Here is a 21,710-nt window from a genome sequence, read left to right on the forward strand (position 1 = left end):
TTTTCTCAGTGAACCAGTTGAAACATTCGGCCCTGGAGACAGTATCCCCAACTGCACCCTCATCCCGCTAGGCACAAACTCCCATACTGGACTTCCCGTGAAGTATCGAGACGAGTCGACAGCATTTGATTCTCTCACGCTTTTGAGTGAGCCCCTGCAGCCGAATATGGGTAATATTCACCGGGCGACACGCCGGAGACCGGGGTTTGGAAGTGACTGAATACGTTGATCTTTCGGAATACTCTTACGGCAACTATCCGATTTCCATGTTGAATATTGGATGGCTTGGACTTGAATTGGGGATCCCTGCCGAAGAAGGAGGGGTGTCCGCAGAGGTTCTTGACGCTCTCAAGGTTGAGCTGAAAAAGCCTAGAAGTGTTTCCCCGGGCGTCCACGAGTGCGAATTCTGCAGCTCAGGCGAACCCATGCAAGGCAATGGTGAATTGCATATCTACTCCGCGGATGGAAAGGTTTACTCTGCCCCCACCATGATCGTTCACTATATCGAAGACCATGGATATGCTCCGCCCGTGCAGTTCGTTGAAGCCGTGAATCGCTCCACCCCTCTTCTGTGGGACTCGAGGGCAGAGGCCCTTCGAAAGATCCTAGTTGATGAAAACGATGATTTTGGATGGAAGGTGGACGCCCTCCTGGATGTAACTTTCTGGGATGATCCGCGTGTGGACGAATCGGTGGAGCAAGCTCTTGCGGATGGGGAACTTCTCTTGGTTGCAGAGTACGAGGTTGGCATGGCCCTTGCGGCTCTATGGGCTAGACGAGGTGCGATTGACTCGCACATTTACCGTAATTTCTCTTCCGAGATCAAGAATCACATAGATGATGAGTATGGCCGCATGCTTGAAAGGTTTCCTCGCTGATTTACTGATCGTTTCAGGGTGAGGTTCGCAGGCGGCGGAGGGGCTGAGGCTGTCGGCCGGCACCGCCCACGCCCACGTCACCACCGCCGTCCGGCACCTGGCGGACACAGCGCCGGGACCGCTGAAAACACTGCGGGAGACCGACCCCGACCACGCCCTGGTGGACGACACCCCCGCCGAGCGCGACCGGATCGGCGACGGACGGGCCGACTACTCCTCCAAGCACCAGCGGCACGGCGTGAACATGCAGGTCGCCACCGATCCCGCCGGAGAGATCCTCTGGCTGTCGCCGGCACTGCCGGGCCAAACCCACGACCTGACCTCCCCCGGCCTCCGGCCGGGCGGTGCCCCCGGCCCGCACCCACAAGATCATCCGAATCCGTGAACGCCAAGGAGTCCCGGTCCTCGCCGACATGGCCTACACCGGAGCCGGAGACCGGGTCACCACCGCCGAACGCCGCCCGCCCAACGGCGAACTCACCCTGGAACGGCAACGCTGAAAAGACTCAGTGCACTGCGTGGCCTTCGAGTGCCCGGCGACGGTGTTCGGAGGGCGTGAACCCGAAGGCGGCACGGAACACCTTGCTCGCGTGGGCCGGATCCGTCATGCCCCAGTGGGCGGCGACCTGATAGACGGGACGGGCGGCCGACGCGGGGTCGGAGAGGTCCTGACGGATCATGCGGAGCCTGAGGGCGCGGATCCGGTCGGCGACCGTGTGTTCCTCTTCCTCTGGCGAACCTTGTGAGAAACCTTGAGGGGCAGGTCACACCGGCGATTGCCGGGCGATGGGCTGCGCAGCCGTACCGGACCGGCGTCGCGAGGGCCACCTCGCCGGTGGGTGCGGCTCGGCACCGGCGGGGGCGGGACCGCGGCACCCCGCGGCGCGGACTCTCGGCGCCGAGGGTCCGCGCATGGTGTGGACGGGCGGCCCGCCCCCGCCGCGGGGTGCCGGTGGGCGGGCCGTTCCTCCGGATCAGTCCGACCGCCGGCGGGCCCGCCTCACCTCGCGGTCGATGGCCCAGGCGTCGGCGACCGGGCCGAGGTGGCCGAGCTTGTCGGGGTTGATGACCGAGCGGATGGTCCGGATCCGCCCGTCGAGCACGTCGAGAGCGAGGATGTGGAGGACCCTGCCGTCCCGGTCGCGGAAGATCGCGCCCGGCTGGCCGTTGATCTCGTGCGGCTCGAACGTCACACCGACCCCGGCCGTCCGGAGGAAGAAGGACGCCAGGAGCCGGGCCACCTTGTCGGCGCCGAAGACGGCCCTGGCCAGCTGCGGGGTCCTGCCGCCACCGTCCCCGACCACCGACGCGTCGGCGGCGAGCAGTTCCCGCAGGGCGTCGACGTCCCCCTCGCGGAGGGCGTCGAAGAACCGCTCCGCCAGCTCCTGCCGCTCCTGCCGGTCCGCTTCGAACCTCGGCCGTCCGGCCTCCATGTGCCGCCGCGCCCGCACCAGCAGTTGCCGGCACGCCGCCTCAGACCGCCCCACCGCCGCGGCGATCTCGCCGAACCCGAAGGCGAACACCTCCCGCAGTACGAACACCGCCCGCTCCGGCGGGCTGAGCCGCTCCAGGAGCAGCAGCGCCGCCATCGACACCGAGTCGGCCAGCTCCGCCGCCCGTGCCGGATCCTGGTACGGGTCGCTCAGCAGCGGCTCGGGGAGCCACGGGCCCACGTACTGCTCCCGCCGCACCCGTGCGGAGCGCAGCACGTCGATCGAGATCCGCGTCACCGCGGCCGACAGGAAGGCCTTGGTCGACGCGGGCCGGGTGGTCGAGCCGTCGAAGCGCAGCCATGTCTCCTGCACCGCGTCCTCGGCCTCCCCCACGCTGCCCAGGATCCGGTAGGCGATCGAGAACAGCAGGGGCCGCAGTTCCTCGAACTCCTCCGCCTTGCTCACGCCGACTCCTCTTCCCCTGCTGCCTTCCCCCGCCGTATTCGCCGGCGCGGGCGTCCTCCGGTGACCGTCCGGTCCGGGGGCGGGACGGGGCACCGCCCCGCCCCCGGGCCCGCCGCTCATGCCGCTCAGTGGAACTGCCCGGCCTTGTAGTCTCCGGCCGGCTGCCGGGCGATGACGTTCAGCCGGTTCACCGCGTTCATGAAGGAGACCAGGATCACCAGGGCGGTGAGCTGCTCCTCGTCGTAGTGCTCGGCGGCGTACGCCCACACCTCGTCGCCGACCCCGCCCGCCCCGTCGGCGACCCGGGTGCCTTCCTCGGCCAGCGCCAGCGCGGCGCGCTCGGCCTCGGTGAAGACCGTGGCCTCCCGCCACGCCGCGACCAGGTTGAGCCGCACCGGGGTCTCCCCGGCCGCGGCGGCCTCCTTGGTGTGCATGTCGACGCAGACGGCGCAGCCGTTGATCTGGCTCACGCGCAGCGCCACCAGCTCCTGGGTGGCGGTCGGCAGCGACGACTCCTTGAACGTCCTGCCCGCTGCCATGAGGTTCTTGAGGACCTTTCCGCCGATCGGGTCGGCGAAGTAGTTCAGTCTCGCGTCCACGGGATGCTCCTCCGTGCTCGTCTCGGTGGTCACACCCCCGAGACGAGGCAGCCCGTTCCCCTGTGACGCGAACGGATGTGACCTGCGTCTCCCCGCCGCCGGCTCACATCGGCCGCGAGACGGTTCCTCTCTCCCACCGCGGCCACCGGGGCGGTGGGGGCGGGATGCCGCACGCCGGCGGCCGATCCGCGTCCGGGCCCGCGTCCGGTCGGGTCACCTGCGGCCCCTGCCGGGCGGGGCGCCGGCGGCCGGGAGGAAGGCATCGGCCATGACGAAGCGCAGAGCCATGCGCCGGGTGGCCGCCATGGCGGCCACCGCTCTGGCGATCACCACCCTCACCACCGCCGTCCCCGCGACCGACGACGCCCGGAACGGCACCGCCGCCGGCGGAGTGACGGTCCGCACCGACACGGGTACGGTCCGCGGCGTCCGCTCGGGCGCGCACCGGATCTTCCTCGGCATCCCCTACGCCGGCCCTCCCACCGGCCGGCACCGCTGGGCGCCGCCCCGGCCGGTCCGCCCGTGGCGGGGAGTCAGGGACGCCACCCGGCCGGGTCCGCTGTGCCCGCAGGTGCCCTCGCAGTACGCGCGGATCTCCAGCACGAACGAGGACTGCCTGGTTCTGAACGTCACGACGCCGCCGGCCTCGGCCGCGCGGCGGGCGGCACCCGTGCTCGTGTGGTTCCACGGCGACGGAGCGGTGGGCGGCGGCTCCCTGTTCGACGGGCGTCGCCTGGCCGAGCGCGGCCTGGTCGTCGTCACGGTCAACTACCGCCTCGGCGTCTTCGGCGGTCTCGCGCTCCCGGGGCTGGAGGGATCGGGCACCTTCGCCCTCCAGGACCAGCGGGCGGCCCTGGAGTGGGTGCGGCGCAACGCCGCGGCGTTCGGCGGCGACCCGGGGAACGTCACCGTGGCCGGGGTGTCGTTCGGCGCGTCGGCCATCGCCGGGCATCTGACCTCCCCCGGTTCCAGGGGCCTGTTCCATCGGGCGATCATGGCGAGCAGTGAGGCCGTGATGGACATGCCCGCGGGCGCCATGGGGCCGGACGTGCCCGGATATCCCTGGTACGTGTGGCGGACCGGGCGCGAGATGGAGGCCATCACCGCCGAGATGACCTCGTCCCTGGGCTGCCGGCACGACGACTCCGCGCGCACCCTCGCCTGTCTGCGCGGCCTTCCCGTCAAGACGATCCTGCGGGTGCCGCACATCATGAACGCCTTCCAGGTGTTCAGGTACGGCAACAGCACTCTCCCCGAACTGCCCCCCGCGGCGCTGAGCGCGGGTCGCTTCCACCGCGTCCCCGTGCTGTCCGGCGCGACGCTCGACGAGCACCGCCTCTTCGTCGGCATGCTGTACGACGCGGTGGGCAAGCCCTTCACCGAGGCCGACTACGACCGGGCCCTGCGCACCGCGTTCGGCGACGACGCGGCGGCCGTGCGGGCCGAGTACCCGCCGGCCGGCTTCCCCTCCCCCGCGCTCGCCTGGGCGACCGTCGTCACCGACCGGATGTGGGCGCTCGGCACACATGCCCAGCACACCGTGCTGGCGCGGCACGTCCCCGTGTACGCCTACGAGTTCGCCGACCGCGACGCCCCCATGTACCTGCCGCTGCCGGGCCGCTTCGACTTCGGCGCGTACCACGCCGGCGACATCCCCTACCTGTTCGAGGACGAGGCGGCCGAGCCGCTGTTCACCCCCGCGCAGCGGCGTCTGTCGGCCACGATGACCGACTACTGGGCGGCCTTCGCCCGCACCGGCCGGCCCCGCGGCACCGGCCTGCCCCCCTGGCGTCCCCACCGTCCGGCCGCCGGCTCCCCGCCGTACACGCAGTCGCTGGCGCCGGACCGCATCGGGCCCGTCGACTACCACCGCACGCACAACCTCGGCTTCTGGGAGAGCCTCGGCGCCTTTGCCGACTGCGGGTGCGGGACTCCGTGAGCCGCCGCTCCCGGCGGGCGGGTTGCTCCCGCCCGCCGGATCGCCCGTTCGGCGGCACCACGGGGGGAGGAAGCATCCGGACCGGCCGGCGCCGTCAGTGCGGGCCGGTCCGGCGCACCTCGGCGGACGCCTTCCGCGCCGCCACCAGGACCGGGTCCCACAGCGGCGAGAACGGCGGCGCGTACCCCAGGTCCAGGGTCGTCATCCGCTCGACGGTCATCCCCGCGGACAGTGCGACCGCGGCCGTGTCCACCCGCTTGCCCGCTCCCTCGCGTCCGACGATCTGCACGCCCAGCAGGCGGCCGGTGCGGCGCTCGGCGAGCATCTTCACGCGCATCGGTGCGGCGCCCGGGTAGTAGCCGGCGCGGCTGGTCGACTCGACCGTCGCGGTCACGAACCGCAGTCCGATCGCCTCGGCCTCGTTCTCCAGCAGGCCGGTCCGGGCGATCTCGAGATCGCAGACCTTGCTGACCGCCGTGCCCACGACCCCCGGGAAAGTGGCGTAGCCGCCGCCGATGTTCGTGCCGATGACCTGGCCGTGCTTGTTCGCGTGCGTGCCCAGCGCCACATGCCGGGTACGGCCCGAGACGAGGTCGAGGACCTCGACGCAGTCGCCGCCCGCCCAGACGTTCTCCCGCCCCCGCACCCGCATCGCCAGGTCCGTCAGCAGGCCCCCGGACTCCCCCAGCGGCAGTCCCGCCTCGCCCGCGAGTCCGGTCTCGGGCCGTACCCCGAGTCCGAGGACCACGATGTCGGCCTCGTACTCGGCGTCCTCGGTGGCGACCGCCCGCGCCCGGCCGTCCTCACCGGTGCGGACGGCGGTGACGGTGGCGCCGGTGATCACGTCGATGCCCATGCCGCGCATCGCCTCGCGGACCAGCCGGCCCATGTCGGGGTCGAGCGTGGTCATCGGCTGCTCGGCCCTGTCCAGCACCGTCACCCGGTACCCGCGGCGGGTCAGCGCCTCGGCCATCTCCACTCCGATGTAGCCGGCGCCGACGACGACCGCGCGGCGCGGACCGTCCGCCGTGTCCGCCGCCTCGGCGGCCTCCAGGGCGTCCAGCAGCGCACGGCCGTCGTCCAGGCTCTGCACGCCGTGCACGCCCGGCGCATCGATGCCCGGCAGCGGGGGGCGCAGCGGGCGGGCGCCGGTGGCGATGACCAGGTGGTCGTATCCCAGCCATTTTTCGGAGGTTCCGCCGCGTTCGCGGACGCGGACCCGTCCGCCGTCCGGGTCCAGCTCGGTGACCTCGGTGTACAGCCGCAGGTCGATGTCCCGCTCGCGGTGCTCCCGGGGGGTCCGCGCGATCAGGTCGCCGGCGTCGGCCACGTCGCCGCCGACCCAGTACGGGATGCCGCACGCGGAGTAGGAGGAGTGGCCGCCCCGTTCGAGAGCGACGATCTCCAGTTCCCCGGGCCCCTTGAGTCGGCGCGCCCGCGAGGCGGCCGACATGCCCGCCGCGTTCGCCCCGATGACCACCATGCGCTGTGCGGTCGCCATGGCGTGTGCTCCTTTCCACCGTGCCGGCCTCTGCCCCCGTATGCCCGCACCGTGACGCCTCGACCGTCCGCGGGCCGCCGACGGCGCGGCCGGTCCCGCGCACCCCTCTCCCTTCCCCGGGCGTCGGACCAGCGCATCGAGAACCCCCGCGCACCACTCGTCCGACCGGTTCCCCGAGGGGGAACCATGAGCATCCGTCCCTCTTCCGGCGAGTTCGCCCACGCCCCGGACGCCGCGAACAACACGGCGGTCCCCGGCCGTCGACCGACCGGCCCCGCCGTGGGATGACGGTCCCCGGCGCGCGGTGCGCCCGTCCCGCGCCGCGCGCCTTCCGTCCCGGTCCCCCGAAGGTCCCCGCCGGGTGCGCGGGGTCGGCTCACGGCGCGTACGGGCGGCCGTGTCCGGGCCGGGGTGCCGCTGCCGGTGGCCGGTTCCGCCGCGGCCGTCGCCGACCATGGACGGCGACGGCTCACGGTGCCGTCGGTCACCGCACCGGGAAATCCGGTGGGTGTGACGGAGCCCTCTACCGAAGGAACGGCGTGAAGAAGCTCGTCGCCCGGCTCTGGCATCTCCTCCGGGGACCGCTGCAGTGGCGCATCCAGTGGCTTGCGCATGCGAAGTTCATGGTCGGCGTCACCGGCGTCGTGCGCGACGCGGACGGCAACGTCCTCCTCCTCAGGCACCGCCTGTGGCGGAAGGACCGCCCGTGGGGCCTCCCGACGGGGTACGCCGACAAGGGGGAGCCCTTCGAGGAGACGGTCGTCCGCGAGGTGCGCGAGGAGACCGGGCTCGACGTCCGCGTCGGTGAACTCGTCCGCCTCAGGAGCGGGTACCGGCTGCGGGTCGAGGTGGCCTACGAGGCCCGGCTCGTCGGCGGCACTCTCCGGATCGATCCCTTCGAGATCCTGGAGGCGAGGTGGTTCCGCCCGGACGACCTGCCCGAGGGGCTGCAGGAGTCCCACCGTCTCCTGATCGAACGCCGGCCGGACTGATCACCCGCCCCGTCGCTCCGGCCTCCACCGCTCCGGTCCCCGACGCCCCGGTCCCCGACGCCGGGCGGCCGGCGCGCCGCGGGCGGTCCGGCGTTCCACTCCCCGCCGCGGCCGCGGGTCCGGACACGGTGCCCCGCTCAGAGGACACCCCTTCGATGACCGAACGGACGGGTGGTTAACATATGAGCACCGCCTAGCTCGAAAGATGAACCTGTGACTACCACCGTGGACTCGTTCACCAGTTGGAAGAACCGCGAGGAGATCGCGGAGTCGATGATCCCGATCATCGGGAAGCTGCACCGGGAGCGGGACGTCACAGTCCTGCTCCACAGCCGCTCCCTGGTGAACAAGTCGGTCGTCAGCATCCTCAAGACCCACCGCTTCGCCCGGCAGATCGCCGGCGAGGAACTCTCGGTCACCGAGACGATGCCGTTCCTGCAGGCGCTCACCACGCTCGACCTGGGCCCGTCCCAGATCGACATCGGCATGCTCGCCGCGACGTACAAGGCCGACGACCGCGGGCTGACGGTGGAGGAGTTCACCGCCGAGGCCGTCGCCGGCGCCACCGGCGCGAACAAGATCGAGCGCCGCGAACCGCGCGACGTCGTCCTCTACGGGTTCGGCCGCATCGGCCGCCTCCTCGCCCGCCTGCTCATCGAGAAGACCGGCTCCGGCAACGGCCTGCGGCTGCGCGCCATCGTCGTCCGCAGGGCCGCCGGCCAGGACCTCGTCAAGCGTGCCTCGCTGCTGCGCCGCGACTCCATCCACGGCCAGTTCCAGGGCACGATCACCGTCGACGAGGCGAACAGCACGATCGTCGCCAACGGCAACGAGATCAGGGTGATCTACTCCGACGATCCGACGACGGTGGACTACACGGCGTACGGGATCAAGAACGCCATCCTCATCGACAACACCGGCAAGTGGCGCGACCGCGAGGGCCTGTCGAAGCACCTCCGCCCCGGCATCGACAAGGTCGTCCTGACCGCTCCGGGCAAGGGCGACGTCCCCAACATCGTCCACGGCGTCAACCACGAGACGATCAAGCCGGACGAGCGGATCCTGTCCTGCGCCTCCTGCACCACCAACGCCATCGTCCCGCCGCTGAAGGCGATGGCGGACGAGTACGGCGTCCTGCGCGGCCACGTGGAAACCGTCCACTCGTTCACCAACGACCAGAACCTGCTGGACAACTACCACAAGGCCGACCGTCGCGGGCGTTCCGCGCCGCTCAACATGGTCATCACCGAGACCGGTGCCGCGTCCGCCGTCGCCAAGGCACTGCCCGACCTCGACGCGAAGATCACCGGCAGCTCGATCCGCGTCCCGGTGCCGGACGTCTCGATCGCGATCCTCAACCTGCAGCTCGCCCGCGAGACCACCCGCGAGGAGGTCCTCGACTACCTCCGCAACGTGTCGCTGACCTCGCCGCTCAAGCGCCAGATCGACTTCATCAGCGCCCCCGACGCGGTTTCGAGCGACTTCATCGGCTCGCGCCACGCCTCGATCGTCGACGCCGGCGCCACCAAGGTCGAGGGCGACAACGCGATCCTCTACCTGTGGTACGACAACGAGTTCGGCTACTCCTGCCAGGTCATCCGCGTCGTCCAGTACGTCTCCGGGGTGGAGTACCCGACCTACCCGGCCCCGGCCGCCTGACGCCGGCGGGCCGCCACCGGCCGGCGGAAGACACCACAGGGACCTGACTCCAGGGGTGCTCGTCAGGTCCCTGTGGCGTATGTGCCCGCAGAAGGGGCGGACCCCGTGGGCGCCTCCGGGGCCGCCCCGCCGCGATGGCCGACGCCCCGCCCGGGCGTCCGTGTCCCGCCGGCGGCTCCGCACGGGACGCCGGAACGGCCGGAGCGATCCCCGGCGCGCGCTGTCTTGACGTGGCAAGGACAAAGCCAGAAGCATGGGAGCGCTCCCAAAATCCATCAGAAACCCACGTCGGTTTCCGCTCGTTTCCGGAGTCGCAGTGAGAAGAAGGAAAATCCCGACCGCCCTGTTAGCCGGGCTGGCCGCCCTCCTCGGCATGGGCGGCCCGAGCCCGGCCGCCCATGCCGAGGAGGGCGGGGCGCAGGCCACCGGCCTCCACATCAGCAACGGCCGGCTGCTCGAAGCCAACGGCAACGACTTCGTCATGCGCGGCGTCAACCACGCCCACACCTGGTACCCGGATGAGACGCAGTCGCTCGCCGACATCAAGGAACTGGGCGCCAACACCGTCCGGGTCGTCCTCTCCAACGGCCACCGCTGGACCGAGAACGGCCCGGAGGACGTGGCCGGCGTCATCGACCAGTGCAAGGAGAACCGGCTGATCTGCGTCCTGGAGGTGCACGACACCACCGGCTACGGCGAGGAGCCGGCGGCCTCCTCGCTGGACCAGGCGGCCGACTACTGGATCGGCCTGCGGGACGTGCTCGCCGGTGAAGAGGACTACGTCATCGTCAACATCGGCAACGAGCCCTGGGGGAACACCGACCCCGCGGGCTGGACCCAGCCCACCGTCGAGGCCGTGCGGAAGCTGCGCGACGCCGGGTTCCGGCACACCATCATGATCGACGCCCCCAACTGGGGCCAGGACTGGCAGGGCGTCATGCGCGCCGACGCGCGGACGGTCTACGAGGCCGACCCCACCGGCAACCTGATCTTCTCGATCCACATGTACAGCGTCTACAACACCGCCGAGAAGGTCGACGACTACCTCGACGCCTTCGTCGACGCCCGGCTGCCCATCGTCATCGGCGAGTTCGGCGGACCCGCCGACCAGTGGGGCGACCCCGACGAGGACGCCATGATGGCCGCCGCCGAGCGGCTCGACCTCGGCTACCTGGCATGGTCCTGGAGCGGCAACACCGACCCGGTCCTCGACCTGGCGATCGACTTCGACCCCAGCCGTCTCAGCTCCTGGGGCGAGCGCATCTTCCACGGCCCCGACGGCATCGCGCGGACCGCCCGCGAGGCCACCGTCTTCGGCGGCGGCACCGGCGGCACGCCGGGCACCTGCTCCGTCGGCTACAAGGTCGTGGGGGACTGGGGAAGCGGCTTCCAGGGCGAGATCGTCATCCGCAACACCGGCGCCTCCGCCATCGACGACTGGACCCTCGCCTTCGCCCTCGCCGACGGCCAGGTCATCAGGAACATGTGGGGCGGCACGCCCGCGCAGGACGGGGCATCGGTGCGCGTGACCCCGGCGTCCTACACGAAGAGCATTCCGGCGGGCGGCTCCGTCACCCTCGGCTTCCTCGCCGGCCGGGGCGGCTCGAACACCGCCCCGGCCTCCTTCACGCTCAGCGGCAGCGCCTGCTCCCTCGCCTGAGCCGGACGGCCCTCACCGGCGGGACGCTCCCGCACCCGCGGCCGGCCCGCCGGTGAGCGGCCGCCCGGTCCCCCTCGTGCGCGCACACGGTCACCGCGGACAGCCGGGCCGGACGGTCCGGCGGGGGCGGCCGGGCCGTCGGCGGACGATCCGGGCCGGGGTCCGGCGCCCCGGCGGTCGCCGGATCCCGCAGCCGGATCCCGCAGCCGGACGCCGGCGCCCGGCCCGCGGAACACGGCCCGCCATCGGCCCGCCGCGGCGAAAGCGGGCCCCCTCCGGGCCTCCGTGCGGGCGACGGAGCAACCGGTTTTTTCTCCCGTTAAGGGTTGATTTTTCTCCTCATCCGTGCCTAGCGTGATGTTCCGGACAGTATTCGAACTGAGGTTCGAACTGAGACTTCGGCCCAGTGGGTGCACGTCTCGCCGGGCGAGGACCGCGTCCCGCCGCCCCCGAGCCCACCCCGAACCGCCGTCGGATGCGCCAGAGGAGAATGGCGTGAACACCTTCACCTTCGCCCCCGCCACCAAGGAACAGGCCAAGGCCCGCATCGCGCTCACCGGGCCCACCGGCTCGGGGAAGACCTACACCGCGCTCGTCACGGGCACCGCGCTCGGCGAGCGGGTCGCCCTCGTCGACACCGAACACGGCAGCGCTTCCAAGTACGCCGACGAGTTCGCCTTCGACACCCTCCAGCTCACGTCCTTCGAGCCCACCGCGCTCATCGACGTGCTCGCCGTGGCCGCGCACGACGGCTACGACGTCATGATCGTCGACTCGCTCTCGCACTTCTGGTCCGGTGCGGGCGGCATGCTCGAACAGGTCGACAACGCCGCGAAGCGCTTCGGGGCGGGCAGCAGCTTCGCCGCCTGGAAGGAGGCCCGCCCCATGGAGCGGGCCATGATCGACGCCCTGCTCGCCTACCCCGGCCACCTCGTCATCACCATGCGCACCAAGACCGAGTACGTCGTGGAGACCGACGAACGCGGACGCAAGGTGCCCCGCAAGGTCGGCCTCAAGCCCGAGCAGCGGGAGGGCATCGAGTACGAGTTCGACATCGTCGGCGACCTCGACCACGAGAACACCCTGGTGATCTCCAAGTCCCGGGCGAAGTCGCTGTCCGGGCTCGTGATCCGCAAACCGGGCGTGGAGTTCGCCGGTTCCGTCCTGGACTGGCTCAACGCCGGCAAGCCCACCCGGAGCGCGTCCGACTACTTCACGGCCGCCACCGCTCCGGACATCACCTACGAGGACCTCCGCGACCTCTACGAGGAGGCGCGCCGGCACAACCTGCTCGCCGCCGCCGTCCTGGATCCCGCCGGAGGGGCGACCACCCTGGGCGAACTCATCGTGCGCCGCGGCACCGCGGCGAGGAAGGGGGCCGCCAAGGAGGTCGAGCGGGAGGACGCGGTCGCATGAACCTCAAGGAGCAGGCCACCAGGGTCGCCGTGCTCAGGGTGCTGCGGGACGCGGTGGAGGCCCAGTACCAGGCCACCCGCCGCGAGGTCCTCGACGGACTGCGCGCGGCCCGCGCCGAGTTCGCCCTCAAGTCGATCCGGGTGACCCTGCCGGACGGCACCCCGATCGCCACCATCACGCTCATCGACCCCAAGCCGGCGGTCGTGGTCGCCGACGAGCACGCCTTCACCGTCTGGGTCTCCGAGAACCACCCGGGTGAGGTGGAGACGCTCGTCCGGGTGCGCGCCAGCTGGCGAAAGCAGTTCATCGCCCGGCTCGCGGCCTGGCCGGAGCCGGTCACCGACCCGGACACCGGCGAGGTGATCCCGGGACTGGCCTCGGTTCCGGCGCCCGCGCCCCGTTCGTTCAGCCTCCGGCCGGTGCCCGGCGGAACCGAACAGGTCGCCCAGGCCTGGCGCACCGGCGAGATCGACCTGCCCCGGCTGCTCGCCCTCGACGGCGGCCGGACGTGACGGCCGCCGCCCCTCCCGCACGGCTCCCCGCGGCGAGCCCCACCGGGCCCGACCGATGGACGCCGAGCACGGTGGGCCCGACGGCCCCGGCTTCCGGCCGGTGACCGGAGAGCCCCGGAGAGCCCCGGAGAGCCCCGGGGAGCAGCGCCCCGGAGAGCCGGGCGGCCCTCCTTCCCGAACCGCGAACGACACACCACCAGCCACACCCGGTCCTCCCGGACCGGTCGGCCTTCCCAGGGGACCACCATGATCGGTGAGACCGTCATCACCGTCGTCGGCAACCTGACCGACGACCCGGAAATCCGCATCACCCCGTCCGGCGACGCGGTCACGCACTTCACCGTCGCCTCCACGCCCCGTGCCTTCGACCGGCAGAGCAACACCTGGAAGGACGCCGACACGCTGTTCCTGCGCTGCTCGACCTGGCGTCAGGAGGCGGAGCACGTCGCCGAATCCCTGGTACGCGGCACCCGCGTCATCGTCCAGGGGCGGCTGCGCCAGCGGACGTACGAGACCCGTGAGGGCGAGAAGCGCACCGTGGTCGAGTGCGAGGTCGACGAGATCGGCCCCTCGCTGCGGTTCGCCACCGCGAAGGTCACCAGGGCCTCGCGCACGAGCGCCCTCGTCGGCGACCGCTCCGGCGCCCGTCCGCCCGCCGACGACCCGTTCGCCCGGGGCGACGGCGAACGGCACGCCCACGCGGAGGGCGAGCTTCCCTTCTGACCGACGGGCCGCCGGCCGCGACGGCGCACCCCAACCCACCGAGGTGGACTCCCGTGAAGGAACAGGACCGCGAGAAGGCGCTCGACGCCGCGCTCGCACAGATCGAGAAGCGGTTCGGCAAGGGTTCCGCCATGCGTCTCGGTGACGACGTGCGGACCCCCATCGAGGTGATCCCGACCGGCTCCATCGCCCTCGATGTGGCGCTGGGCGTCGGCGGCCTCCCGCGCGGCCGGGTGGTGGAGGTCTACGGGCCGGAGTCCTCGGGCAAGACGACCCTGACCCTCCACGCGGTGGCCAACGCCCAGAAGATGGGCGGCACGGTGGCGTTCGTGGACGCCGAGCACGCGCTGGACCCGGAGTACGCCAAGAAGCTGGGCGTGGACGTGGACTCCCTGATCCTGTCGCAGCCGGACAACGGCGAGCAGGCGCTGGAGATCACCGACATGCTGATCCGCTCCGGCGCGCTGGACCTGATCGTGATCGACTCGGTGGCCGCCCTGGTGCCGCGGGCGGAGATCGAGGGTGAGATGGGCGACTCCCACGTCGGTCTCCAGGCCCGGCTGATGAGTCAGGCGCTGCGGAAGATCACCGGTGCGCTCAGCCAGTCCAAGACCACGACCATCTTCATCAACCAGCTCCGCGAGAAGATCGGAGCCGTGTTCGGCTACGGCCCTCCGGAGACCACCACCGGTGGCCGGGCGCTGAAGTTCTACGCCTCGGTGCGGCTGGACATCCGCCGCATCGAGACCCTCAAGGACGGCACCGAGGCGGTCGGCAACCGCACCCGCGTCAAGGTCGCCAAGAACAAGATCGCCCCGCCGTTCAAGCAGGCCGAGTTCGACATCCTCTACGGCGTGGGCATCAGCCGCGAGGGCGGGCTGATCGACATGGGCGTCCAGCACGGTCTCATCCGCAAGTCCGGCGCCTGGTACACCTACGAGGGCGACCAGCTCGGCCAGGGCAAGGAGAACGCCCGCGACTTCCTCCGCGACAACCCCGGCCTCGCCGACGAGATCGAGAAGAAGATCAAGGAGAAGCTGGGCATCGAGGTACGACCGGAAACGCGGCCGGCGGAGCCCGGCGCGGACGCCGTCCGGGCCCTCTCCAGCAGGTTCCGGCGGTGAGGCGTTCGCGGGTGGTCGATGGCGGCCGGCTTCCCGCGTGTGGCTCCGAGCGCTCCGGCTCCATAACTCCTGCTTCTGAGAGCCAGAAGATCCATCTCTTGGACTTCTGAACAGCGGGCGGCCAGGCTGGGGCGTGAAGGGCTTGAGACGAGGAGGAAGCCATGCCCGAGTACGAGAAGGCCATGCGGCCCGAGGACATCACCCGCCTGTTCGTCGAGCGGTCCAACGCCGGGGACGCGGCCGGGGTCGCCGCGCTCTACGAGGAGAACGCGGTGATGGCCTACCCGCCCGGTGAGCGGACCGTGGGCCGGGAAGCGATCCGCGCGCTGTGGGAGAAGGTGCTGGCCCACCGTCCCCGCTTCGAACCGGAGGAGCCGCTGCCCACGCTGATCAGCGGTGACATCGCCCTCACCTCGACCCCGCCGAGGGACGGGGCCGGGGCCCGCGCGCAGGTGGTCCGCCGCCAGCCCGACGGGAGCTGGCTGCGCCTGCTCGACCAGCCCGAGTTCGTCCCGCCTTCCCGCTGAACCCCGCGCGGCCGGCGGCCCGACCGGACCCCACCGCACGTCCGACCGTCGTCGGACGCCGCAGCTCCCGGCGGCCGGGAGCGGGACCTGCCCGCTCCCGGCCGCGGCCGGAGCCTCCGGCGCCTCATGCCCTGGCCCGGTACGCCCGCATCGCCGGCGGGTAGAAGGCCGCCGCTATCCCCGCCGCCCAGAGCAGCGACCACAGCAGCGGCCGGCCCACCTCCCCGCCCAGCAGCAGACCGCGGAACGCGTCCGACAGGTGGGTGACCGGGTTGACGTCCACCCATGCCTGGAGCCAGCCGGGCATGGTGTCGACGCGGACGAAGGCACTGCTGGTGAAGGTGATCGGGAAGATGAGGGTGAACCCGAACGCCTGGACCTTCTCCGCGTCGCCCGCGAGCATGCCGATCAGCACCGCGCACCAGGACACCGCCGCCGCGAACGCGATGAGCAGCAGTGCGGCCGCGAGGAGGCCGCCGAGGCCCCCGGTGATGCGGAAGCCCAGGGCCAGGCCGAGGGCGAGCATCAGGAGCATCGCCCACAGGTGTTTGGTCAGGTCGGCGGCGATCCGGCCGATCAGCGGGGCGGAACGGGCTATCGGCAGGCTGCGCAGCCGGTCGAAGACGCCCTTGGTGAGGTCGGTGTTGAGCGCCATCGCCGTGTAGGTGGTCATGAACAGGGTGTTCTGGACGATGATCCCCGGCAGCGCGTACTCCAGATAGGCACCGGGCGATCCCGCCATCTGGCCGCCGAGCACGTACGTGAAGAGGAACACGAACATGATCGGCGTGATGCTGTAGTCGACGAGTTCCAGCGGATTGTGCTTGATCGCGACGAGGCTTCGCCACGCCATGGTGGCGGTCTGCCGCAGTCCGGCCGCCGGGCGGACCCGGCCGCTCGTGGTGAGGGGGGCGTCTGCCGTCGTGGTCGTCATGGTGTGCTCACCGCCTTCTCGGTCTCGCCGCCGTCGGCTCCGGCGTCCGCTCCGGGCCGCTCTCCGTCCGGCCCGGTGCGGTGTCCTGTCAGGGCCAGGAAGACCTCGTCCAGTGAGGAGCGGCGCAGTGTCAGCTCACCGACCGGGATGCCGGATCCGTCCAGGCGGCGGACGACGGCGGGCATCAGTTCGGGGCCGTTGACCGGTGCCGTGATCACCTCGCCCTCGATCCGGGTCTGCGGTCCGGCGGTCTGCGCCACCAGGGTGTGCGCGGCCGCCAGGTCGCGCTCCCGCACCGGTCGCAGTTGAAGCACCTGTCCGCCCACCTGCGATTTCAGTGCGTCGGGCGTGCCCTCGGCGATGACCCGTCCCTTGTCGATCACCACGATCCGGTCGGCGAGCACATCCGCCTCGTTCAGGTACTGCGTGGTCAGCAGCGCGGTGACGCCCTCGGCCACCAAGCCGCGCAGCATGTCCCACAGCTCGCCCCGGCTGCGCGGGTCGAGCCCGGTCGTCGGCTCGTCGAGGAAGAGGATGCGGGGCCTGCCCACCAGGCTCGCCGCCAGGTCCAGCCTGCGCCGCATGCCGCCCGAGAACGTCTTCGCCGCGCGTCCCGCCGCGTCCGCCAGTCCGAACCGCGACAGCAGTTCGGCCGCCCGCGCCTTCGCCTCGCGCCTGGGTATTCCCAGGAGCCGTCCGATCAGCAGCAGGTTCTCCGTGCCGGTCAGGTTCTCGTCGACCGCCGCGTACTGGCCCGTCAGGCCGATGAGCGAGCGTACGACTCCGGCCTCGCGGACCACGTCGTGACCGGCGACTTCGGCCCGCCCGGCGTCCGGCCGGAGCAGTGTGGCGAAGATCCGCACGGCGGTGGTCTTGCCCGCCCCGTTGGGCCCGAGCAGGCCCAGCACCGTCCCGGTGCGGGCGGCCAGGTCCACCCCGTCCAGCGCCCGGGTCTCCTTGAACCGTTTGGCCAGGCCCTCCGCCTGGATCGCGTACGCGTACGTCATGGGACTTGCCCCCTCGCGTCGAGGTCGCGCTCGGCGGTCGCCCGGTTTTCCGGCCGGCGCCCGCTCTCCGAACAACTGTGACGCACGCCACTGACATTCCGTCCGGCCCGCCCGTCCGGCTCCGGGCCGTGACCCCCTCCGCCGCCCGGGAAGCGGGACGCGACCGTCGGACGGGCGAACAGGTGAACGGCCGAAAACAATTTTGCAGGGTGTGCATATTTGCATACCATGCAAGATGTGTTGGAGAAGAAGGCCGCGGAGAGTGGACTGCGGGAACGCAAGAAGCAGGCCACCCGCGCCGCCCTCGCCGAGGCGGCGGTACGGCTCGCCGCCGAGCACGGAGCGGAGAACGTCACCGTCGAAGCCATCAGCGAGGCGGCCGGCGTCTCCCCTCGGACGTTCTTCAACTACTTCGACTCCCGCGACGACGCCTTCGTCATGATCGACGCGGAGTCGGGCGCGCGGGTCCGGCGCGGTGTGCTCGAAGCTCCGGCCGACGCCTCCCCACTGGAGGCGCTGCGCGACGCCATGGCGGCGGAGCTGGCGGAGATCGAGCAGCGGCACGAGGTGTGGGACCTCCACGCCGGGGTGCTGCACAGATCCCCGCATCTGCTCACCCGCAGCCTCGCCGCCCACCTGGCCGACGAACTCGACCTGGCCGAAGCGCTCGCCGAGCGCATCGGCGCCGGCCCGCGCTCCCGCTGCGGCTGCCCGTCCCCGGCGCGCTCCGCGTCCGGGGACGGGCAGCCGAGGGCGGTGCCGGACCTGTACCCGCGCCTGCTGGCCGCCGTCGGCGGCGCCGCCGTCCGGGTCGCCGTCGAGTACTGGTGCGCCCGGCAGGACCGGCTCGCCTTCACCGCCGTCTTCCGGCAGGTGTTCGCGCACCTCGCCGCCGGACTGTCGGTGCCCCCCGAAGAGACCGGACGGCGCTGACCCCCTCGTCCCCGCCCGGCCCGGAGCGCCCCACACCCCCCACGCCTCCCCGTACGCGCCGCACCCCCGCACCGGCGCGTACCACCACACCACCCACCGAGCTCTGAAGAACCCGAGAAGGATGTTGTGACCACATCACAGGCGCCCGAGCAGGCGCCACCGACCGCCATGACCAACCGGCAGATCCTCCAGGCCATGTCCGGACTGATGGCCGGCATGTTCGTCGCCATCCTGGCAGGCACCGTGGTGGCCAACGCGCTGCCCCGGATCATCACCGACCTGGGGGCCAGCCAGTCCTCCTACACCTGGGTCGTCACCTCCGAACTGCTGGCCATGACGGCGACCGTGCCGCTGTGGGGCAAGCTGTCCGACCTCTACAACAAGAAGCTGCTGCTCCAGCTCTCCCTGGGCATGTTCGTGGTCGGCTCGCTGCTGGCCGGGTTCTCCCAGGGCGTCGAACTGCTGATCTTCAGCCGGGTGATCCAGGGCATCGGCGCGGGCGGTCTGACCGCCCTGGCGCAGGTCGTGATGGCCGCCGTCATCCCGCCCCGCAGACTGGGCAAGTACGCGGGCATCTTCGGCGCCGTCTTCGCCGTCGGCACCGTGGCCGGACCGCTGATCGGCGGTGTCCTGGTGGACACCTCCTGGCTCGGCTGGCGCTGGTGCTTCTTCATCGGCGTGCCGTTCGCGCTGCTGGCGATCGTGCTGCTGCAGCGCACCCTGAAGCTGCCCACCGTCCGCCGCGAGGCGAAGATCGACTACCTGGGCGCCTTCCTGATCGTCGCGGGCGTCTGCGCGCTGCTCATCTGGGTCTCGCTGGCCGGGAACGAGTTCGACTGGGCCTCCTGGCAGACCGCCGCCCTGGTCGCCGGTGGCGTGGCACTGCTGATCGCCGCGGTCTACGTCGAGTCGCGGGCCCCCGAACCGGTCATCCCGCTGGACATCTTCCGCAACCGCACCGTGACGCTGACCACCGTCGCCAGCCTGCTGGTCGGTGTGGCCATGTTCGGCGGCACCGTCTTCCTCTCCCAGTACTTCCAGATCTCCCTGGGCAAGTCCCCGACGATCGCCGGCCTGATGAGCCTGCCGATGATCCTGGGCCTGCTGGTCTCGTCCACGGTCGCCGGGCAGGTCATCAGCGCCACCGGCAAGTGGAAGGTGTACCTGGTGGTGGGCGGGGTCGTCATGACCGCCGGGCTCGGACTGCTCTCCACCATCGACGCCGGCACGGGCTTCGGCCTGCTCAGCGTCTACATGGCGGTGCTCGGCATCGGTGTCGGCCTGCTGATGCAGAATCTGGTGCTGGCCGCGCAGAACGACGTCCCCGCCGCCGAACTGGGCGCCGCGACCTCCGTCCTGTCCTTCTTCCGCAGCATGGGCGGCACGATCGGCACCAGCGTGCTCGGCGCGATCCTGGCCAACCGGGTCACGTCCGAGATGACCGAGGGCCTGCGGAAGGCGGGCGTCCCCGCCGGCGCGGACGAGGCCCCCGGCGGCGGAGAGGGCAGCGTCCCCGACATGACCGCCCTGCCGGCTCCGATGCGGGAGATCGTGGAGAACGCCTACGGGGTCGCCACCGCGGACCTGTTCCTCATCGCGACGCCCTTCGCGCTGCTCGCCCTGGTCGCCGTCGTGTTCATCAAGGAGAAGCCGCTGAAGACCACCAGCGGCATGGAGCGGCTCGCCGAGGAGGCCGGCGCCGCCGTCCCGGCCCCGGACACCCCCTCGGACACTCCCTCCGGCCCTGCCCCGGAGACCGGCAAGGACCCGGCCGCCCGGGTCGGCTGATCCGGCGCGTCACATGAGGCGGGCGCCTCCCGCTGGAGCGGGAGGCGCCCGCCTCGCCGTGTCCGTACCGGTCGGCCGGGGCCACGGTCCGTCCGGACGCGGGGGCGCGGGAGGGAAATCGGGGGCGGCGCGGGCCCCGGTGTCGGATTTCCGCGGTGCGAGGGCACCGGCCCGCCCGGACGACGGAGACCGCCCTCGTCCTCCGCCGGGTCAAAACCCTCACCCGCCGGCCCCGTTGGCCCTGGCCGGATGCCGACGTGTCCGGCTCCACCACCGAACCGGCGCGGCGGCTCGCCGGGTCGGCACCACGCCGGTGCCGGCGGCCGGGACAGCGCCGGCCGGGGGCGTCTCGCCCGGGTGTCACCCCCTCAGTCGGCGGCTGTGGAGGGGCGGCACGCGGGTGTCCGGGTTTGTGACCGCATACGGGACCTTGGGATCCTCTCCCAGTGCCGTGACCGGTACGGGCTTCGGGGCCCTGCCGCTTGATCCTTTAGGGTGATCGCGGGAACCCGCCCCAGCGCGCCCTCCCCCCACCACCAGGGGCGTCACACCGGCATCTGTTGCGACGGGACTCCCACGACCCCGGTGTCCGTCGGCCCGGGTCGGCACGAAAGCAACATATGAAAGGCTGAGCACCATGGGTTTTGCGCTGCTCAAGCGCATCCGCTCCAAGAACCGCGACTCCGGGGTGAGGCCCCCCACCTCGCTCCCCCCGGGAGCCGGTCTGATCAGCTGTGAGGTCGCGGATCCCGTCGGACTGCCGCTGGGAAACGCGGAGATCACCGTGCTGTCCGCCAGAACCGGTGAGCAGGTGATGAAGGCCATGACCGATCCGTACGGCCTGTTCTCCGCCGCCCTGCCCCCCGACCGGTACACCGTCCGGATGGTCGTGAACAGCCTGCTCCCGGCCCACCACACGGTGGACGTCGTCGCCGGGGAGCACGTCTCGATCGGGCGCGTGCAGCTCCAGCCGTCGCCGCACGTGCAGCTTCCCGCCCCGGGCACCTGGCTGTTCGACCCTCCGCACACCGCGATCCGCTTCATAGCCCGGCACGTGGGCATGGCGAACGTCCACGGCCGCTTCGAACGGTTCGACGGCGTCATCAACGTGGCGGACCGCATGGAGGACTCGCGCGTCGAGGTGACCATCGACGCCGCCAGCATCAACACGGGCAACAACACCCGCGACAACCACCTGCGTTCCGCCGACTTCCTCGACGTCGCCAACTACCCCTACATCCACTTCGCCAGCACCCGCTTCGCGCACCGCACCGGAGCGCAGTGGACGATCCACGGGTCGCTGACCATGCATGGAATCACCCGGTCCGTGTCCCTCGACACCGACTACCTCGGTGCCATCAACGGCGGTTACGGGACCGAACTGCGCTGCGCCGCCCTGGCCAGGACCGAGCTGCACCGGGAGGACTACACCCTCAACTGGCGCAGCATGCTGGCACGCGGCATCGCCGTCGTCGGTCCCACGGTCAAGCTGGAGCTCGACGTACAGGCGATGTTCCAGAGCCCCGACACCCCCACGCCCCCGCAGTAGGACGCCTCCGCGCCTCCGGGGAGGTCCCCGGCCCGGGGGCCGGGAAGCGTCGGCCCCGGCCGCACCGGCGG

At 71.4% G+C, this 21,710-nt stretch carries 18 protein-coding genes and 2 pseudogenes; 14 read left to right on the forward strand and 6 right to left on the reverse strand.

Features of this window, described 5'->3' with window-relative positions:
* Window positions 1-212: 212 nt before the first annotated feature.
* Both ABD358_RS19975 and ABD358_RS19980 read left to right on the forward strand, forming a co-directional pair.
* Window positions 213-878 carry a DUF7919 family protein gene (locus ABD358_RS19975; RefSeq protein ID WP_344632447.1) on the forward strand — a complete coding sequence of 222 codons (666 nt, stop codon included), beginning with the start codon at window positions 213-215 and terminating at the stop codon, window positions 876-878.
* A gap of 25 nt (window positions 879-903) precedes the next feature.
* Window positions 904-1,360: pseudogene (locus tag ABD358_RS19980) on the forward strand (transposase family protein); the annotation flags it as partial.
* Between the two features lie 24 nt (window positions 1,361-1,384).
* Here ABD358_RS19980 and ABD358_RS19985 read toward each other — a convergent pair.
* From ABD358_RS19985 to ABD358_RS19995, 3 genes and pseudogenes are all read right to left on the reverse strand, one after another.
* A pseudogene (locus ABD358_RS19985) lies at window positions 1,385-1,594 on the reverse strand (helix-turn-helix domain-containing protein); the annotation flags it as partial.
* A gap of 258 nt (window positions 1,595-1,852) precedes the next feature.
* A complete protein-coding gene (locus tag ABD358_RS19990) occupies window positions 1,853-2,776 on the reverse strand; it encodes an RNA polymerase sigma-70 factor (protein WP_344632448.1) in 924 nt (307 codons plus the stop codon).
* A gap of 125 nt (window positions 2,777-2,901) precedes the next feature.
* A complete protein-coding gene (locus ABD358_RS19995) occupies window positions 2,902-3,375 on the reverse strand; it encodes a carboxymuconolactone decarboxylase family protein (protein WP_344632449.1) in 474 nt (157 codons plus the stop codon).
* Between the two features lie 268 nt (window positions 3,376-3,643).
* Here ABD358_RS19995 and ABD358_RS20000 point away from each other — a divergent pair, with 268 nt between their 5' ends.
* Entirely contained in the window at window positions 3,644-5,314 is a 1,671-nt protein-coding gene (locus tag ABD358_RS20000; RefSeq protein ID WP_344632450.1) for a carboxylesterase/lipase family protein, read from the forward strand.
* A gap of 94 nt (window positions 5,315-5,408) precedes the next feature.
* On the opposite strand, the gene ABD358_RS20005 is transcribed toward ABD358_RS20000, so the two are convergent.
* Complete coding sequence (locus ABD358_RS20005; protein ID WP_344632451.1) at window positions 5,409-6,815, reverse strand: FAD-dependent oxidoreductase; 1,407 nt, start codon at window positions 6,813-6,815, stop codon at window positions 5,409-5,411.
* 539 nt (window positions 6,816-7,354) lie between these two features.
* Here ABD358_RS20005 and ABD358_RS20010 point away from each other — a divergent pair.
* The 8 genes from ABD358_RS20010 to ABD358_RS20045 all read left to right on the forward strand — a co-directional run bounded on the left by ABD358_RS20010 (window position 7,355) and on the right by ABD358_RS20045 (window position 15,428).
* Window positions 7,355-7,807: an NUDIX domain-containing protein gene (locus ABD358_RS20010; RefSeq protein ID WP_344632452.1), complete on the forward strand. Its 453-nt coding sequence runs from the start codon at window positions 7,355-7,357 to the stop codon at window positions 7,805-7,807.
* A 213-nt stretch (window positions 7,808-8,020) separates the two neighbouring features.
* Window positions 8,021-9,466, forward strand: a complete 1,446-nt coding sequence (locus tag ABD358_RS20015; protein ID WP_344632453.1) for a glyceraldehyde-3-phosphate dehydrogenase — start codon at window positions 8,021-8,023, stop codon at window positions 9,464-9,466.
* Window positions 9,467-9,839: 373 nt separating this feature from the next.
* The gene (locus ABD358_RS20020) at window positions 9,840-11,126 is read left to right on the forward strand and encodes a cellulase family glycosylhydrolase (RefSeq protein WP_344632534.1); all 1,287 of its coding nucleotides are present in this window, start codon (window positions 9,840-9,842) and stop codon (window positions 11,124-11,126) included.
* A gap of 495 nt (window positions 11,127-11,621) precedes the next feature.
* Window positions 11,622-12,542, forward strand: coding sequence for an ATP-binding protein (locus ABD358_RS20025; protein WP_344632454.1), 921 nt, complete (start codon window positions 11,622-11,624; stop codon window positions 12,540-12,542).
* Window positions 12,539-13,054 (forward strand): hypothetical protein, encoded by a 516-nt coding sequence (locus tag ABD358_RS20030; protein WP_344632455.1) that lies wholly within the window; start codon window positions 12,539-12,541, stop codon window positions 13,052-13,054. Before ABD358_RS20025 ends, ABD358_RS20030 begins: the two co-directional genes overlap by 4 nt.
* A 246-nt stretch (window positions 13,055-13,300) precedes the next feature.
* Entirely contained in the window at window positions 13,301-13,777 is a 477-nt protein-coding gene (locus tag ABD358_RS20035) for a single-stranded DNA-binding protein (protein WP_344632456.1), read from the forward strand.
* 53 nt (window positions 13,778-13,830) lie between these two features.
* A complete protein-coding gene (recA, locus tag ABD358_RS20040; protein ID WP_344632457.1) occupies window positions 13,831-14,901 on the forward strand; it encodes a recombinase RecA in 1,071 nt (356 codons plus the stop codon).
* Window positions 14,902-15,062: 161 nt separating this feature from the next.
* Window positions 15,063-15,428 carry a YybH family protein gene (locus tag ABD358_RS20045; RefSeq protein ID WP_344632458.1) on the forward strand — a complete coding sequence of 122 codons (366 nt, stop codon included), beginning with the start codon at window positions 15,063-15,065 and terminating at the stop codon, window positions 15,426-15,428.
* 124 nt (window positions 15,429-15,552) lie between these two features.
* Here the strand turns inward: ABD358_RS20045 and ABD358_RS20050 are convergent, their stop codons facing one another.
* The gene (locus tag ABD358_RS20050; RefSeq protein WP_344632459.1) at window positions 15,553-16,362 is read right to left on the reverse strand and encodes an ABC transporter permease; all 810 of its coding nucleotides are present in this window, start codon (window positions 16,360-16,362) and stop codon (window positions 15,553-15,555) included.
* A complete protein-coding gene (locus ABD358_RS20055) occupies window positions 16,359-17,369 on the reverse strand; it encodes an ATP-binding cassette domain-containing protein (RefSeq protein WP_344632460.1) in 1,011 nt (336 codons plus the stop codon). Before ABD358_RS20055 ends, ABD358_RS20050 begins: the two co-directional genes overlap by 4 nt.
* A gap of 228 nt (window positions 17,370-17,597) precedes the next feature.
* Here ABD358_RS20055 and ABD358_RS20060 point away from each other — a divergent pair, with 228 nt between their 5' ends.
* The 3 genes from ABD358_RS20060 (at window position 17,598) to ABD358_RS20070 (ending at window position 21,639) form a co-directional block, all read left to right on the forward strand.
* Window positions 17,598-18,302: a TetR/AcrR family transcriptional regulator gene (locus ABD358_RS20060; protein ID WP_344632461.1), complete on the forward strand. Its 705-nt coding sequence runs from the start codon at window positions 17,598-17,600 to the stop codon at window positions 18,300-18,302.
* Window positions 18,303-18,470: 168 nt separating this feature from the next.
* Window positions 18,471-20,090 (forward strand): MDR family MFS transporter, encoded by a 1,620-nt coding sequence (locus ABD358_RS20065; protein WP_486388653.1) that lies wholly within the window; start codon window positions 18,471-18,473, stop codon window positions 20,088-20,090.
* Window positions 20,091-20,727: 637 nt separating this feature from the next.
* A complete protein-coding gene (locus tag ABD358_RS20070) occupies window positions 20,728-21,639 on the forward strand; it encodes a YceI family protein (RefSeq protein ID WP_344632463.1) in 912 nt (303 codons plus the stop codon).
* The last annotated feature ends 71 nt before the right edge of the window (window positions 21,640-21,710 follow it).

Source organism: Streptomyces glaucosporus (genome assembly GCF_039533345.1).
Taxonomy (GTDB): Bacteria; Actinomycetota; Actinomycetes; order Streptomycetales; family Streptomycetaceae; genus Streptomyces; species Streptomyces glaucosporus.

Bases quoted from the DNA above. Each gene is read 5' to 3' on its own strand.
- ABD358_RS20000 (WP_344632450.1), top strand. From the start codon at position 3,644: ATGACGAAGCGCAGAGCCATGCGCCGGGTGGCCGCCATGGCGGCCACC.
- ABD358_RS20005 (WP_344632451.1), bottom strand. From the start codon at position 6,815: ATGGCGACCGCACAGCGCATGGTGGTCATCGGGGCGAACGCGGCGGGC.
- ABD358_RS20020 (WP_344632534.1), top strand. From the start codon at position 9,840: ATGGGCGGCCCGAGCCCGGCCGCCCATGCCGAGGAGGGCGGGGCGCAG.
- ABD358_RS20030 (WP_344632455.1), top strand. From the start codon at position 12,539: ATGAACCTCAAGGAGCAGGCCACCAGGGTCGCCGTGCTCAGGGTGCTG.
- ABD358_RS20035 (WP_344632456.1), top strand. From the start codon at position 13,301: ATGATCGGTGAGACCGTCATCACCGTCGTCGGCAACCTGACCGACGAC.
- ABD358_RS20045 (WP_344632458.1), top strand. From the start codon at position 15,063: ATGCCCGAGTACGAGAAGGCCATGCGGCCCGAGGACATCACCCGCCTG.
- ABD358_RS20050 (WP_344632459.1), bottom strand. From the start codon at position 16,362: ATGACGACCACGACGGCAGACGCCCCCCTCACCACGAGCGGCCGGGTC.
- ABD358_RS20055 (WP_344632460.1), bottom strand. From the start codon at position 17,369: ATGACGTACGCGTACGCGATCCAGGCGGAGGGCCTGGCCAAACGGTTC.
- ABD358_RS20060 (WP_344632461.1), top strand. From the start codon at position 17,598: ATGCAAGATGTGTTGGAGAAGAAGGCCGCGGAGAGTGGACTGCGGGAA.
- ABD358_RS20065 (WP_486388653.1), top strand. From the start codon at position 18,471: ATGACCAACCGGCAGATCCTCCAGGCCATGTCCGGACTGATGGCCGGC.
- ABD358_RS20070 (WP_344632463.1), top strand. From the start codon at position 20,728: ATGGGTTTTGCGCTGCTCAAGCGCATCCGCTCCAAGAACCGCGACTCC.